Raw genomic sequence first — 14,839 nt, 5'->3', positions numbered from 1 at the left:
GCGACTCCTACGACTCCTACGACTCCAATGACTGCGACGACACCCGTGACACCCATGACACCTACGACACCGTGGATGGGCACTGTGGATTCGGCCGCGTGGGAAATCTCGAAGGCGCTGGCGGGCAGGGCGATCCTCGTCACGGGTGCCGGCTCCGGCATCGGCGCCGCAGTCGCGGTGCGGGCCGCGTGTGCCGGGGCGTCGGTCGCTCTCGTGGGCCGGCGTGTGGAGGCGTTGGAGGAGACCGCGGCACTGGTTCGGCGGGCCGTCGGCGAGCAGGCCGGCGTCGCCGTGCTGCCCTGGGACGTGCGTATCGACGCCGGTGCGGATGCCCTCGTCGGCGCCGCGATCGATCGGCTGGGCCGGATCGACGGTCTGGTCAACAACGCGGGCGTGGCCCGCTTCGCGCCGCTGGAGAGTGCCACGAGTGAGGATCTCGACGCCATGCTCGACACCCACGTGCGCGGTCCGGTCGCCCTGATCCGGGCCTGCCTGCCCGCGCTGCGCGCGCACCGCGGCAGCGTGGTCAACGTCTCCTCCGTGGGTGGTGCCCTGGCCATGCCGGGGCGCTCCCTGTACGGCGCGAGCAAGGCCGCGCTCAACAGCCTGACCCGTTCCCTGGCCCGGGAGTTGGCACCCGACGTGCGAGTGAACGCGGTGTTGCCCGGACCGGTGGAGACTCCGATGTACGACGATCTCGGCCTGGACGGGCCCGCGACGGCGGCGTTGCGCGCGGGCCTGCTCGCCGGCACACCCATGGGGCGCTTCGGTACGCCGGACGAGGTCGCGCACTGGGTGTGCGCGCTCCTGGACGCCGAGAGATCCGGATGGGTAACCGGCGTCCTGCTGCCGATCGACGGCGGCCGCACCGCATAGCGCGGGCCGAAACCGCGCGCCTGGGCCGGTGCTCGGCCCGCGGCGCCGAGCCCGGCGCACCCGACACCCACCGCACCACGGACCGCACCTCACCGACAGCGCAGGAGGACCGACCGTGACCACCACCGAAGACACCACGACCGTTTACGGGCGACCCGAGTTCGCCGACATCGACATCGGCGACACGATGCGCCACGGCCACCCCGACATCACCGACGGCGATCACCTGATCGTGGACCTGGTCGCCCGCCGGGCCCGGACCCTGGGCCGCCCGCTGACGGTGATGGACGTCGGCTCCGGCTCCGGCGTGGTCTCCGCGATGCTGGCCCACCACCTGCCGGAACACCGCGTGATCGCCAACGAGATCGAGCCCCGGTTGGTCGCCCAGGCCCGCTCCCGGCTCGCCGACTTCCCCAACGGCGAGGTCTTCGACCGGCCGTTCCAGGAATGGAAGGAGCCGCTGGACGTGGTCATCTCCTGGGGCTCGCACCACCACCTGCCGAACGCCTATCTCGATCATGTACGCACCCTGCTCGTCGACGACGGCGTGTTGATCATCGGCGACGAGTTCTGCCCGGAGTACTGCGACGACCGCGACGCGGCCCGGGTGACCACCGCCGAGGTGATCCACCTGGCCGACGGCCTGGTACTGACCACGAGGCGCGAGGTGGACGCCTATCGCGCGCAGGGCATCGTCCCGCAGTGGTCGCGCGACCTGGAGGCCAAGCGCCGCCGGGCGCTGTGGCACTGGTACAAGTTCGTCATCGACCACGCGATGGCCAAGGACAACTGGACCGTGGTGCTGGCCGAGTTGCAGATCACCCGCGACGACCTGACCACCTCGTTCGACGAGGAGCACAAGCTCTCGCCGCTGATCGTGCGCCGCGACCTCGAACTCAACGGGTTCCGACCGCTGTCGACGAACGTGATCGGCAACCGGTCGGCGGACCTACAGAGCTTCCACCTCTACGAGTTCGCACCCCGGCCGAGGTCCTGACCCGCTCCCGAGCCCGCCCCGATCGCACCCGCGCGATCCGGGCGGCACGTCCGACGAACTCGCCCGCATCGCCGTAGCCACAGCCGTATCGGCGGAAAGAGAGCCATCATGTCGACCTTCGAGATGAGCGCCGCGCCTGTGGCGCTCTCCCGCGCGGCGTCCATCCCGCCGTCGTGTCTGCACGACGTGTTTCGCTCCGCCCAGGCGTGGGAGCTGGTCCACCGTCGCGCCCCGATCCGACTGCACGTGGGCGAACCGGCGTTCGGGCCACCGGTCGAGGCGATCGAGGCGTTGGCCGCGGCGGCTCGCGAGGGGCGCTCCGCGTACACCTCGGCCGAGGGCATGGCCGAGCTGCGCGAGGCGTTGGCCGCGAAGCTGGCGAGCGAGAACGGCCACGACACCGGGCCCGACCGGGTGTTCGTCGCACCGGGCTCGTGTCAGGGCCTCGCGGCGTTGATGCAGTCGATGGCCGAACCCGGCGACGAGATCCTGCTGCCGGAGATCCACTGGCCCATCCACCTCCAGCAGGCCCTGCTGGCCGGGCTGCGGCCCAGGTTCTATCCCCTGGACCGCGACTTTCGACCGGATCCGGACTCGCTGGCCGACGCCGGCGGCGAGCGGACCCGGCTGATCCTGGTGAACTCGCCCGCCAATCCCGCCGGGGTGGTGCTCGACGAGCCCTTCCTGCGCGCGGTGCTGCACATCGCCCGACGGCGGGGCTGGCGGATCATCAGTGACGAGGCGTACGAGCACTTCGTGTTCGAGGGCGAGCACGTGTCCATGGCCTCGCTGGAGCGCGATGTGCCGGAGCGGGAACGGCTGGTGCATTCGGCGTTCAGCTTCTCCAAGAGTTACGCGATGACCGGCTACCGACTCGGCTATATCGCCGTCCCGGACGCACGGGCGGCGAGCGCGCTGCGCGTGGTCCAGGAGGCGAGCATCGTGGCGCCGCCGACACCCGTGCAGTACGCGGCACTTGCCGCACTGGGCGTGCCACAGGCGGCGCTGCGCAACCGGGAGAGCGTGCGCGCGAACCGGGATCGGTCGCTGCCGAGCCTGGTGGCGGCGGGGCTGTTGGGACGGGTGCCGCCGGGCGGCTGGTACGCGCTGCTCGACCTGGCCTCGGTGGGTCTGGACGCCGACGTGTTCGCGGCCGGGTTGCTCGCCGAGCACGGTACCGCGGTGGCGCCGGGCCGGGGCTTCGCGCTGCGGCCGACCGTCGACGCGCGGTGTCGGGTGACCGGCATCGAAGCGTCGCCCCGGTCGCACGGGCTGCTGCGGATCGCCTTCTGCGGCGATGGCGACCTGCTGGCGACCGGTGTCGAACGACTGCTGGCCGCGGCGTCCGGCGGCCGGGCGTGAACGGCTCCGCGGCCCGCACGTCGGCCCCGCACGAGAGCGCGGCCGACGGCGCCGCCGAGCCGACCTACGACGGATATCTGCGCCTGCCGACGATCCTGACCGCGCAGGCGCCGACCACGGCGCGGAGCGACCGGTGCACGCACGCCGCCGAGCACTTCTTCATCGTGGCGCACCAAAGCTGCGAGTTGTGGCTCAAACAGGCGCTCCTGGACCTGGGCCTGGCCACCGACGCGGTCCGCTCCCGGCCTCGCGACCTGGAACTGTGCCTGGAGCAGGTCCGGCGGGTGACGCACGTACTGGCCGTGATCGCCGAGCACTTCACCGTGCTGGAGCGGTTGACCGTCGCTTCTTTCGCCCGTTTTCGCGGCGCGCTCGGTCGGGCCAGTGGGGCCCAGTCCAAGCAGTTCCGCGCGCTCTACCGCGCGTTGGGCCTGTACGGCGCGGACAGCGAGCTGTTCCGGGGGTTCCTGAGCGCCCTGGCCGAGCGCGATCTGACCGTGACCGAGGTGTACCGGCGGGCCCCGCATTCCGGGCTGCCGTATCTGCTGGCCGAGGGCCTGGTCGATCTGTCACAGGCGGTTCGCCGCTGCCAGTTGGCGCACGTCGAGGTGGTGGTCCGGCAGATCGGCGCCCGACCGGGCACGGGTCGCACCACGGGCGCCGACTTCCTGGCCAAGCGCCTCGCGGTGCCCTTTCCCGAACTGTGGGAGGCGCGGGCGGCGTTGCACACCGCCGGCGCGGTCGACTCAGTCGGCGTCGGCGTCCAGTACGACCGGTAGGTCCACCAGGCCGCGGAAGAACGGCGCGGGCCGCCGGCGCAGCTCGTCCGCCGACACGGCCAACCGCATCCGGGGGAACCGGCCGAGGATCCCGCCCAGCGCCAGGCGCGCCTCCATGACGGCCAGTGGCGCGCCGATGCAGCGGTGGATGCCGTGGCCGAAGCCCAGATGCGAACGCTCGGTCCGGTCGATGCGGAACGTGTCGGGATCCGGGAACCGCTCCGGGTCCCGATTCGCCGCGTGCCACAGCGCTGCGGTGACCGCCCCGGCCGGCACCACGCCGCCGGGCAGTTCGACATCGCGCCGAGCCACCATGAACGCGATGCCGGCCGGCCCGTCGTAGCGCAGGATCTCGTCGATCGCCGCCGGCAACAGGGCGGGGTCGGCGGCCAGTCGGGCGCGCTCACCCGGGTGGGTCAGCAGGAGCTTGATGCCGGTCGCGATGAGGTTCACCGTCGTCTCGTGGCCGGCCACCAGCAACATGAAGGCCATGCCGACCAGTTCGGCCTCGGAGAGCCCCTCCCCGCCGTCCCGGGCCTCGACCAGGGCGCTGAGCAGGTCGGTGCCGGGCCGGGCGCGCTTGCGCCGGATCAGGTCGAGGAAGTACGCCAGCAGGTCCTCCTGGGCCTGCCGCAGCAGCCGCTGCGAGTCCGGACGCGCGCTGGAGACCATGCCGTCCGTCCACGCCCGAAAGTCGTCGCGATCGGTGACGGGCACCCCGAGCAGCTCGCAGATGATGGTGATCGGCAGCGGATGGGCCACGGCCGTGATCAGGTCGAACGGCTGCGTACGCGGGGCCGCGTCGAGCAGCCCGCCGAGGATGCCTTCGACTCGTTCGGCTAGCAGGTTGACCCGGCGGGTGCTGAACGCGCTCTGCACGAGCTTGCGCACCCTGGTGTGGTCGGGCGGGTCGAGGGTGAGCAGGTTGCGGTTCATCGCGCTGTCCGGGTCACCGGTGAGCGCGGTCGCCTCCGGCGGGGCCAGGTGCAGGTCACGGCTGAAGCCGGGATCGGTCAGGCCGGCGCGGACGTCCTCGTACCGGGTCAGCAGCCACATGTCGAAGCCCTGCGGCGTGGCGATGCGGTGCACCGGCGTGGTGCGCCGCAGGTGCGCGTAGGTGGGGTACGGGTCGGCCAGGAAGGCCGGGCTGAACAGCGGTGGTACCGGGGGTGATTCCTGTTTCATCGTTTACCCGTTCCGGTGTCTGCTCGGGGCATCGGGGCATCGGGCCGGCGGACCCGTGCGGGTCCGTGCGGGTAGGTGTGCCGTCGGATCCGTGGGCCTGCGGGTTTGTGGGCCTGCGGGTTTGTGGGCTCACGGGCCCACGAACCCGCGGGCCCGGGCTCAGGAGGCCGCGGTGGCCGGCGGCGCGGGTGGTGCGGCCGGCGCGGGCAGCGTGCAGCTCGCGCCCCGATCGGGCAGGCGGCCGGATCCGAGGTAGGCCGCGATCGCACCGTCGACACACGCACTGCCCCGGCCGAACGCGGTGTGCCCGTCGCCCCTGACGCTCAACAGCCGTGCCCGACCCATGGTTTCGGTCACGTCGCGGGCCCAGGCGAGGGGCGCGAGCGGGTCGCCCTCGACACCGATCACCAGCGCCCGATCCCGGCCGGTGTAGCGCCACGGGCCCTCGAACCGGTGGTCGGCCCGGACCGGCCACAGCGCGCACTTGAGCTCGCCGTAGCCGTACAGTCGGCCGAAGTGCGCCGACGCCGCGGCCGCCGCCGTGAAGTGCCGGTCGTGTGCCCGCGGATCGGTGGGAACGTCCCGGTCCAGGCAGGAGTTCGCGAGCTGTTGGGCGGTCACGTCGTCCGGGCCGGTGGGCGGTTCCGTCGTGGGCACGTCCTGGGCGGCCGTCGCGGACAGGTACGCGGCGAAGCGCGGCCAGTCGGCGGAGTTGATCAGTCCCCCGATGACCTGGGTGAGCAGCAGGCCACCGGTGAGGATGTCGTGCCGCCCCGGGTGGGCGAGCCGGTTGCGCTCCAGCTTGTCCACCAGGGCGTCGAACGCGGTCGCCGGGTCGCCGGCGCCGAACGAGCACAGCGCCGGCGTGGCCCGGCACCAGTCGAGGAAGCGGCCCAGGGCGAACTCGCTCGCGGCGAGCTGCTCCCGGTCGAAGCGCAGCGGATCCGAGACGTATCCGCGGCCGTCGATCGCCCCGTCCAGGACCATCGAGCCGACCCGGTGCGGATAGCGCGCGGCGTAGATCTGTCCGAGCACCGTCCCGTACGACTGGCCCAGGTAGTTGAGCCGATCATCGCCCACCGCCCGGCGCAACAGGTCCAGGTCGGCGGCCGAATCGGCGGTGCTCATGGTGCGCAGCAGGGTCTGGTCGGTGTTGCGCCCGCACGCGGTGGTCAGTGCCTTGGCCTCGGCGAGTTTCGCCGGTCGGTCGGCGGGCGTGGGGTAGGCGGGCAGCGGCTCCTCGATCTCCCGCTCCTGCTCGTAGGTCATGCAGTGCGCGCTCGGCGCACTGTTCGACTGGCCGCGCTGGTCGAAGCCGACCACGTCGAACCGGTCCGCGAGCGCGGCGAAGGGGGCCGTCCGGGTGCGCAGCAGGGCCACGCCGTTGCCGCCCTGGAGCCCTCCGTTGACGAAGAGCGTGCCGATCCGGTGCGCCCGGTCCCGGGCCGGGACGCGGATCAGGGCCAGGTCGGTGGTCCGGCGGTCGGCCGTCGCGCCCGGTCGCATGGGCACGGTGGCGGTCGCGCACTCGAAGCCGCCGCCGCAACCGGCCCAGGTCAGCTTCGGCACCTCGGGCGCCGGGGCGGCGACGGCCGAGGACGGTACGGCGAGCGTGGTCGCCACGGCGGCCAGGACGGTGACCGTGGACACGAGCCACGAGCGGCGGCGGGACGTGGTCGGTGGTCGCGACTGCGACGGCACGGTGGTCTCCTCGCGATCGGGCGCGCCTCGCCCGACTGGTGGGCGCGCGGTACGACGGACGCCACCACATGCTCGAACATCACCCGCCCGGCCGCGCGAGATCTTTGTCGGATCTGTCGCGATCGACGCACGGTGCCGGCGGGCCGGGCGGACGAGTCGGCCGCGGTGGGCGATCGACCCGGCCCTTCGGCTCCCGGCTCAGTCCGCGAACTCCGTCTCGGCCTTCGCGCAGCCCCGGAACGGCGCGATGTCGGCCGCGAGCTTCTCGATGCCCTCGCGGTCCGCCTTGCGCAGTGCGCGCACCGGCTCCACGGTCAGCCGCAGCGTCCGGCCCTTCTTCCGCGCGCGCCACAGCGCCGCGAGTTCGCCGTCGCGCAGGACCACGCCGGGGTTCCCGGTGTGCTTCCACACCTGCTTGTGCAGCTTGCGGTCGGGGACGGCGGTGGCGCGATCGCGCAGATGCAGCCATGGGTCGTACGCCGGGAGCACGCGCAGCCCGCGTGCCTCGGGCGGCGCGGCGAGCGCCCGGTGGTCGTCGCGGTGGATCCACGTCGTGCGCCCGTCGTAGCGCACCTCGCGCAGCTCGTCGGCCGCCGCCTGCCATGCCTTGGCCGCGACGGTTTGCGAGGTGCCCGCCCACTCCGCGAGGTGTTCGGGCGTGGAGGGGCCGTACGCGCGCAGGTATCGGCGGACGAACTCCTTGCGGGCGGCCGGCGCCGACCGGTGCGGCGGCTTCTTGCCCAGCCATTGGTCGGTGCGCGCGAACGACGCCTCCCGGCCCGCGCGCGGCGCGATCACGAACAGGCCGGTGAGCGCGACGGCCCGGGCCAGGATGGCGGTGAAGCTGCTGAAGGTGTCCGGCTCGAACCATCCGGAGAACTCCTCGGGCATCCGCTTCCCCAGTGCGACGCCGAGCTCGCGCTTGGTCAACACCTGTCCGTCCAGCGCGTCTTCGATCGCCGCCCGGGTCAACTCCACGACCTCGACCGCCGAACGCCCGGTCCCGTCGAGCATCGGGACGAAACCCTGCACGGCCACCCGCCAGGACTCCTCGTCCTCGGGCAACATCGGCCGGGTGAACACGGGCAGGTCGCAGGTGGGGAACAGGTACGGCGACTGGCGCACCGTCCACGCCTGCACCAGCGACTTGTCCTCGGCCAGTGCCCGGTCCACCTCGGCCGCGGTCAGTCCGGGGCATCGAGCCAGCAGCGCGAGCGGGCCGTTGCCGGGCGGGGTGTTCTGTGCCCCGGCGGCAGCCGCCGCGGCCCACAGGTCGGGGGCCGGATCCGCGTCGGTCAGATGGTGGCCGGCCGCGCGGAACGCGAGCACCTGTTCCCGGTCCACCTGTTCGTTGTCGACTTCGCTCACGAGCGCACCTCTTCGGTCGATCGCCTTCTCGGACGGTCACCTTCTCGGTCGGTCGGGAATGCACCACGATGCTACGCGGATATCCGCCGGCGCCCGGAATTTCGACGGATTCCGTACAGAGACGCGACAGAATCTTTGCGGCCTTCCCCGATCCGAGGTAATCGTGCAGGTAATGCGATTGCCCCGGGAAATGAGGCGCGTGCCGAGTCGCCTCGGAACGGATGACGATGCCTGTTCCTGATCGCGAGAGCGAAACGAGTATCACCTGCGCCGAGCCGGCGATCGTGTCCCTTCCGGATTCGGTGGCCATGGTCGCGCGCCGTTCGCCGGACCTGACGGCCGTGTTCGACGCGGATGGCGAGACCTCGTTCGCCGCACTGGACGCGGCCGCGGACCGCTGGGCGGCGGCGGTGGCCGATCGGGTCTCCCCCGGGGGTTGGGTGGCGGTGTGTGGGCGGCGCGGGTCGGCCCTGGTGGCCGCGGCGTTGGGCTGTCTGCGGGCCGGGCGGGTGTACGTTCCGCTGGATCCCGCCCATCCCGGCGAGCGGATCGCGCTGACCATGTCGGATGCGCGCCCCGAGCTCGTACTGGTCGACCGGCATGCGCCGGCGGCGGTCGTCGACGCGGCCCCGGCGCTGCGCCTGGACGCGGATCCGCCGGGCGGGACGGCGTGTGCGGTGCGCCTGTTCCGTGCCGATCCGGCGTATGTGATCTACACGTCGGGATCGACCGGCACCCCCAAGGGCGTGGTGGCCACGCACGGCGGACTTGCCACCCTGGTAAGGGCGTTGTCTGCCCGCGGTCCGGCCCTGACCGAGGGCGACGTCGTGTTGTCGGTGGCCTCGATCGCGTTCGACATGTCCGTCACGGACGTCTTCGTTCCGTTGGCGGCGGGCGCCTCCGTGGTGCTGCCGGCCGACGATCGCACCCGCGACCCCGACGTGCTGCTCGACCTGATCGACCGGCACCGGGTGTCCACCGTCCTGGCCACTCCGTCGTTGTGGCGGATGCTGGTGCTCGCGGGCCTGGGGACGGACGGCCGGCATCGGGTCCGGGCGTTCGGCGGCGGCGAGAAGCTGACCGAGCGGCTCGCCCGCGAACTCCTGGAACGCACCGTGTCGTTGCACAACGGCTACGGGCCGACGGAGACCACGGTCTACGCCACGTTCGCGCCGATCTCGGATCCGACCCGGCTGCCGCTGGGCGATGCCATTCCGGGCACCCGGCTCTACGTCCTGGATGGGGACGGCGAGTTGCTTCCGCCGGGGCCGCGCGGCGAGTTGTACGTGGGTGGCCTCCAGGTGTCCGGCGGCTACCACCGGCGACCGGCGCTGACCGCCGAGAAGTTCGTGCCGGACCCGTTCTCCGGCGTGCTCGGGGCGCGCATGTATCGCACCGGTGACGTGGTCCGGCTGTCCGCGGACGGTGATCTGCATTTCCTCGGGCGCACCGACGACCAGGTCAAGATCCGCGGCCATCGGGTCGAACCCGGCGAGGTGGTGGCCGTGTTGGAGAAGCTGCCCTCGGTCCGCCAGGCGGCGGTGCTGGTGCACGGGGACGCGCTCGCCGCCTGCCTGGTGGCCGAGCCGGGGCACGCGCCGAGCGTGGCCGACGTCCGCGCCCATGCCCGCCTGTTCCTGCCGGAGCCGATGGTGCCCGATCGGCTGTCGTTCCTGCCCGCGCTGCCGATGACGGGCAACGGCAAGGTCGATCACGCGGCGCTGCTCGCCTGGCAGGAATCCGGCACCCCGGGCGAGGGTGGGGAGGGAGCGCGCAACGGGGGTGGCGCCGACGACGGCGGGGCGCCGGAGGGTTCGACCGAGACGGCGGTGGCCAAGGTCTGGGGCGAGGTACTGGGCCTGGGCGAGGTCGACGTCCGGACCAGCTTCTTCGACCTGGGCGGACACTCCCTGCTCGCCATGGAGGTGGTCTCCCGGCTGCGCACCGAGTACGAACTCGAATTGCCGGTGTGGGAGTTGTTCGCCGAACCGACGGTGCGCGCCTGGGCCGCGGTGGTCGATCGCGCGGCGGCTTCGCCGGTGACGGCCGGCGAGGCCGCCGACCGCAGGGTCGCGCTGTCGCCCGAGCAACGTGCGCTGTGCCACGCGGAACGACTGGTGCCCGGGATCACCTCTCCGGGTCTGACGGTTCGGGCGAGGCTGACCGGCGCGGTGGACACGGGTGGGGTGGCCGAGGCGCTGACGGCGGTGCTGCGAGGCCAGGAGTGTCTGCGTACCCGCTTCGAACCGGTCGCCGAGTACGGCAGCCAACTGATCTCGCCCTACGTGGAGTTCGATTTGTTCGAGGCGGATCTGCGAGGCACCGCGGCGGCCGGCGCCGCCGGGCTCGACGAGGCGATGGATGCCCCGTTCGACCTGGCGCAGGGGCCGCTGTTGCGGGCGGCGCTGCGCCAGTTCGAGGACGAGCGGTTCGAGCTGGAGATCCGCGTGCACGACGCGGTGGCCGACGCGGCCTCGCTCGCGGTGATCGTGTCGCAGTTCGCGGACGCCTATGCGGGCGACGTCGCGGCCGAGCCCGTCGAGGGGCGCTTCACCGTGCTTGCCCAGGCTCGGCGCGAGGCATCGTCCGGGGTGGCCCTGGCGGACGCGGTCACCGCGTTCCGGGCCTCGCTGGCCGGCACCGTGCCGGTCCCCGAGGGCGGGTACGACACGGGTTTGGTGCCCGTTCGACTCGATGCGACCGCGGTGCGGGCCCTGTCCGACCTGGCGCCGGCGCGCGGCGTCTCGATGGAGTACGCGCTGACCCGGGCGCTGCTGCGGGTGCTGCCCCGGGAGTGGGGATCGTCCGTCGTGGTCGGCCGGATCGAACCGGGTCGCTCGGCGGACACGCGTGATCTGGTCGCCCCGCTGTCGACCCTGACGTTGTCCACGTTGCATCGAACCGACGACCGCGAGGACGCCGACGGCATCGCACCGGCCGATTCGGTCTCGGCGGTGGGCCCGACCGGGCGGACGACGGACGGCTCGCCGATACCCGCGCAGGCCCTGTTGGACGCGGGCGTGCGCAGCGGGGCGCCGGAGCTGCGCCGGGCCCTGCCCTGGCTGGTCCTGACCCTGCGCAAGTCGTTGCCGGCGCCCCGTGAAATCGCCTCGGGAGTGTGGCTGGAGCCGGTGTCGCCGGACCCGGGGAGCGTGGCTGCCCAGGGTGCCCAGCGCACCGCGCTGCCGGTGTCGGTGGACTTGTGGGCGGACGGCGACGACGTGGTGGGTCTGCTTCAGCACCGCGTGGATCTGCTCGACGCGGACGCGGCGGGTGAACTCGTGCGGCGCTTCGCCGAAACGGTCGGGCACGAGCAGTCGACCGTGACCTGAGCGCATCCCGGCGACACGATGCCGCGGCCCCGCCCGACCAGGGCGGGGCCGCGGCATCGTGCGTGGGGCGGTCAGGCCGCCTTGCGAAAGACCGACACGTGCCGAGTGCTCTTGGCGGTGAACGGCTCGCCCGCCCAGCCGCCGTGTCGGTGGACCAGTTCGAGCCCGGCCAGTTGTGCCATCAGGTCCAACTCGCTGGGCCACACGTACCGGATCTGGCTGGGGTAGAGGCGAATGCCGCTCTCGCTCACGATCACCACCTGGGTGCGGATCCGCTGGCGCAGCGTGTCGTGCATCGTGGCCTCCAGGAAGACCCGGTCGCGCTCGACGCTGCCGGTGGCCAGCCGCCGGCCGTCGGCGTCGGTGCGCCGGGGGTCGGGAACGTACATCTCGGTCACCAGTGTGCCGTCCGGCTCCAGGTGCTCGGCCGCGTTGCGCAGGCAGCGGACCTGGTCGCGCTGGTCGAGCAGGCACAGGAAGGTGTTGAAGACGAGGTAGATCAGCGAGAACGTGCGGTCCACGGCGACGTCGGCCATGTCCCCGAGGATGACCGGGAACGCGTCCCCGCCGGGGCGCAGTTTGAGCTTGTCGATCATCTTGTCGGCACCCTCGATGCCGATCACCTCCAGGCCCTTGGCGGCCAGCGGGAGGGCCACCCGTCCGGTGCCGACGCCCAGTTCCAGGACCGGGCCGCCGGCCGCGTACCGGGCCAGGAACTCCACGGTGGCCGGGGTGTCGGGCAGCGGGCCCGTCCATTCGTCGTACACCTCGGCGACGGCGTTGTACGCACTGGCGCTCGATGGGGCCATGGTCCTCTCCTCGACGCTCATCGTGGTCCGGCGATCCGTTCCGGCGCGGGCAACTCCGCACGGGACAACCCGACTTCGAAGTATCTGCGGGCAAGCTGCTCGTCCAGGACCGGGCAGCGCACGTCGAGTTCGGCCAACTCGGCGTCGGTGCGATCGCAGGCCACGTCGGGAATCACGGCGGCGGTGCCGGCCGAGGCGTCGGGCAGGGTCGCGGCGATCTGCCGCAGTTCGTCCCGGGCGGAGGTCACCGACGCGTCCAGGACCCGCTGCCGCCAGAGCGTGAAGTCGACGGGTCGCAGCCGGTAGCCGAAGCGGCGCAGCCAGGAGAACAGCGTGGTGTAGCGGGTGTGTTCGGGGGCGATCAGGTGGTAGGCGGGCGGCGCCGATCCCTCGCTCGCGCGGGTCAGCCGCACCACGGCGCGCGCCGCGTAGTCGACGGGTGCCCACCGGAGTGGGGAGCCCGCCGACGGGGCCGCCTCCATCGCTGCGCACGTGCGCAGGAACAGCCACGCGTAGTCGTTGGGGTTGGACACTCCGGTGCGGGTGTGTCCGGCCAGGGTGCCGGAGCGGAACACCAGCGCGTCCACGCCGCGTTCGCGGGCCTGGGCGACCAGGCGTTCGGCCACCCACTTGCTCATTCCGTAGCCGCCGAGCACTCCGGCCGGCCCCAGTTCGGTGAAGTCGGCGACCGCTCCGGGGCCGTCCTCGCCCCGGACACGGTTTCCGTAGAGCACCGAGACGGTGGACACGTGCGCGAGCCGCTTGGGTCGGCCCTCGCACACCAGGCGCAGCACCTCGACGGTGCCCGCGACGTTGGGACCGCGCAGCGCCTCGTAGGGGTAGCTGACGTTCACGCCCGCGCCGCAGTGGTAGATCGTGTCGACCTCCTCGTGCACGAGCCGTCGGTCGGCGTCCCCCAGGCCGCATCCCGGCCGGGCCAGGTCGCCCGCGAGGGCGACCACCCGGCCCGACCACGCATCGCTCCACAGGTCGAACCAGCGCAGCGCGGCCTCGATGCGCTCCTGTGCGGTGCCGTCCCTGGGGCGCACCAGGCAGTACACCCGTTGGTCGGTGTGCTCCAGCAGTTCGGCGACCACGGCGGCGCCGAGGAACCCGGACGCGCCGGTCACCAGGGCGGCGCCGGGTTCGGCGGATGGCACCGGCGTGTTGCGCGGCACCACGTCGGCGGGCAGCAGCGCGTCCTGCTCGGCGGTGCTCATCGCCAGCTCCACAGCGGCGAGGGCCCGTCGTCGTCCCAGCCGTCGCCCTCGGCGGCCCGGACGGGCGCGTCGCCCGCCGGGTCCGCCGCGTGCGGGTCGTCGGGCCCGGGCCCGGCGGGGCGCGCCGGTGGGGCCGGCTGCTCCGGGGCCAGGATCCGTAGGTCGTCCTGCGTCAGCAGGATCGGGATCGATGTCCTCACCACCGCTCCTCACGGTTGTCCGCGTCGCGCGGCCCGACCGGCCCCCCGGCGGCCACGGAATCGGTACGAAACGACCACACGCGCTGTATTCCGACGGCCCTCAGTCGCCGCCGGGCGTCGACCATCCGCGCGGCGAGCCCGGCGCCCGCCGGGTCGAACAGGACGCCCATCACCCGGCCGCTGTGCGCGACCTGTACGCCGATGCCGTCGCCGGCGCGGCAGATCCGCTCGGCCAGCGGCAGCGCGGCCTGGGGCAGGAAACGCTGATTGAGCCGGGCGCTGGCGGTGGCCGTGCGCGCCAGCAGCGCGCAGTCCGCCTCGGCCACCGCTCGGCGCACCATCGCCCGCAGGTGCCGCAGTTCCTCGATCTCGCTCGGGCGGTACTCGCGCGGGGGCTGGGCGATCGTGTCCACGTCCGGGCCGCCGACGTCGAAGCCGAGCACTTCCAGCGCCGGAAGCGGGCCGCCGAGATCCTCCAGGACGTAGCCCTCCCGGTTGGCGTACAACACCGCGCGGGGTCCGAACATCACACCGTCCGAGGCGCCTTCGGCGCGCACCGCCAGGGCGGCCACCTCCGCCTCGGTCGGCATCCTGCCGTGCGCGCGAGCCACCGCCCGGATCGCGCCGACCACATCGGCGGTGGACGAGCCCATGCCGCGTTCGACGGGAATCGAGCTGGATACGCTCAGCCGCCCACCCTCGCGCACACCCAGCCAGCGCAGCGTCTCTCGGGCCGCGCCCGCGGCCTTGGTCTTCCACGTCGGGCTGACCGTGACGCCGAGGGTACGGGCGGGCACGAAGGTGGCGTGGGCGTGCAGCGAGGGCAGCGGCAACGAGACGACGGCATGGGCCGGCGCCCCGTCGTCGCGTTCGAAGACGCCCTGGAGGATCTCGCCGTGATGGGCCATGGCGCTGCCTCGGGCCGGACCGGGCCGGGCGGGCGCCCCGACCACGGTGAGTCGGCCGGCACGGCATCGGTCGAAGGCGTCGGGATCGACGGCGGCCGCCAT

General features: G+C 72.9%; 12 protein-coding genes. 5 read left to right on the top strand and 7 right to left on the bottom strand.

The window, feature by feature from the left end:
* The first annotated feature begins 75 nt into the window (after positions 1–75).
* The 4 genes from A3IC_RS0129435 (at position 76) to A3IC_RS57225 (ending at position 4,014) form a co-directional block, all read left to right on the top strand.
* A complete protein-coding gene (locus tag A3IC_RS0129435; protein ID WP_063744895.1) occupies positions 76–876 on the top strand; it encodes an SDR family NAD(P)-dependent oxidoreductase in 801 nt (266 codons plus the stop codon).
* A gap of 115 nt (positions 877–991) precedes the next feature.
* Positions 992–1,873, top strand: coding sequence for a class I SAM-dependent methyltransferase (locus tag A3IC_RS0129430; protein WP_020553664.1), 882 nt, complete (start codon positions 992–994; stop codon positions 1,871–1,873).
* A gap of 108 nt (positions 1,874–1,981) precedes the next feature.
* Positions 1,982–3,235 carry a pyridoxal phosphate-dependent aminotransferase gene (locus A3IC_RS0129425; RefSeq protein WP_020553663.1) on the top strand — a complete coding sequence of 418 codons (1,254 nt, stop codon included), beginning with the start codon at positions 1,982–1,984 and terminating at the stop codon, positions 3,233–3,235.
* Positions 3,232–4,014: a tryptophan 2,3-dioxygenase family protein gene (locus tag A3IC_RS57225; RefSeq protein ID WP_020553662.1), complete on the top strand. Its 783-nt coding sequence runs from the start codon at positions 3,232–3,234 to the stop codon at positions 4,012–4,014. Before A3IC_RS0129425 ends, A3IC_RS57225 begins: the two co-directional genes overlap by 4 nt.
* On the opposite strand, the gene A3IC_RS0129415 is transcribed toward A3IC_RS57225, so the two are convergent.
* The 3 genes from A3IC_RS0129415 to A3IC_RS0129405 all read right to left on the bottom strand — a co-directional run bounded on the left by A3IC_RS0129415 (position 3,982) and on the right by A3IC_RS0129405 (position 8,268).
* Positions 3,982–5,199, bottom strand: coding sequence for a cytochrome P450 family protein (locus tag A3IC_RS0129415; RefSeq protein ID WP_020553661.1), 1,218 nt, complete (start codon positions 5,197–5,199; stop codon positions 3,982–3,984). The two genes, A3IC_RS57225 and A3IC_RS0129415, sit on opposite strands and share 33 nt — an antisense overlap.
* Before the next feature lie 159 nt (positions 5,200–5,358).
* Positions 5,359–6,900 carry an alpha/beta hydrolase gene (locus A3IC_RS0129410; RefSeq protein WP_158696146.1) on the bottom strand — a complete coding sequence of 514 codons (1,542 nt, stop codon included), beginning with the start codon at positions 6,898–6,900 and terminating at the stop codon, positions 5,359–5,361.
* Positions 6,901–7,098: 198 nt separating this feature from the next.
* Positions 7,099–8,268, bottom strand: coding sequence for a winged helix DNA-binding domain-containing protein (locus A3IC_RS0129405; protein WP_020553659.1), 1,170 nt, complete (start codon positions 8,266–8,268; stop codon positions 7,099–7,101).
* 227 nt (positions 8,269–8,495) lie between these two features.
* On the opposite strand from A3IC_RS0129405, the gene A3IC_RS62820 reads away from it, so the two are divergent.
* Positions 8,496–11,600, top strand: coding sequence for a non-ribosomal peptide synthetase (locus tag A3IC_RS62820; RefSeq protein WP_158696145.1), 3,105 nt, complete (start codon positions 8,496–8,498; stop codon positions 11,598–11,600).
* Positions 11,601–11,671: 71 nt separating this feature from the next.
* Here A3IC_RS62820 and A3IC_RS0129395 read toward each other — a convergent pair whose 3' ends face one another.
* From A3IC_RS0129395 to A3IC_RS57215, 4 genes are read right to left on the bottom strand one after another with little or no spacing between them, the layout of a single operon-like run.
* Positions 11,672–12,409, bottom strand: a complete 738-nt coding sequence (locus A3IC_RS0129395) for a class I SAM-dependent DNA methyltransferase (RefSeq protein WP_026218883.1) — start codon at positions 12,407–12,409, stop codon at positions 11,672–11,674.
* A 17-nt stretch (positions 12,410–12,426) separates the two neighbouring features.
* On the bottom strand, positions 12,427–13,629 hold the full coding sequence (locus A3IC_RS0129390) for an SDR family oxidoreductase (protein ID WP_158696144.1): 1,203 nt from the start codon (positions 13,627–13,629) through the stop codon (positions 12,427–12,429).
* Complete coding sequence (locus tag A3IC_RS0129385; RefSeq protein ID WP_158696143.1) at positions 13,626–13,829, bottom strand: hypothetical protein; 204 nt, start codon at positions 13,827–13,829, stop codon at positions 13,626–13,628. The genes A3IC_RS0129390 and A3IC_RS0129385 overlap by 4 nt, the downstream gene beginning before the upstream one ends.
* A complete protein-coding gene (locus A3IC_RS57215) occupies positions 13,826–14,839 on the bottom strand; it encodes a GHMP family kinase ATP-binding protein (RefSeq protein WP_020553654.1) in 1,014 nt (337 codons plus the stop codon). Before A3IC_RS57215 ends, A3IC_RS0129385 begins: the two co-directional genes overlap by 4 nt.

Origin of the sequence: Embleya scabrispora DSM 41855, assembly GCF_000372745.1 — a bacterium.
Lineage (GTDB): Bacteria > Actinomycetota > Actinomycetes > Streptomycetales > Streptomycetaceae > Embleya > Embleya scabrispora.
This window is presented reverse-complemented; position numbering and strand designations above follow the sequence as displayed.

Excerpts from the sequence above, each read along its gene's own strand:
- A3IC_RS0129435 (WP_063744895.1), top strand. The coding sequence starts at position 76 with ATGGGCACTGTGGATTCGGCCGCGTGGGAAATCTCGAAGGCGCTGGCG.
- A3IC_RS0129425 (WP_020553663.1), top strand. The coding sequence starts at position 1,982 with ATGTCGACCTTCGAGATGAGCGCCGCGCCTGTGGCGCTCTCCCGCGCG.
- A3IC_RS0129415 (WP_020553661.1), bottom strand. The coding sequence starts at position 5,199 with ATGAAACAGGAATCACCCCCGGTACCACCGCTGTTCAGCCCGGCCTTC.
- A3IC_RS62820 (WP_158696145.1), top strand. The coding sequence starts at position 8,496 with ATGCCTGTTCCTGATCGCGAGAGCGAAACGAGTATCACCTGCGCCGAG.
- A3IC_RS0129395 (WP_026218883.1), bottom strand. The coding sequence starts at position 12,409 with ATGGCCCCATCGAGCGCCAGTGCGTACAACGCCGTCGCCGAGGTGTAC.
- A3IC_RS0129390 (WP_158696144.1), bottom strand. The coding sequence starts at position 13,629 with ATGAGCACCGCCGAGCAGGACGCGCTGCTGCCCGCCGACGTGGTGCCG.
- A3IC_RS57215 (WP_020553654.1), bottom strand. The coding sequence starts at position 14,839 with ATGGCGGCCGCCGTCGATCCCGACGCCTTCGACCGATGCCGTGCCGGC.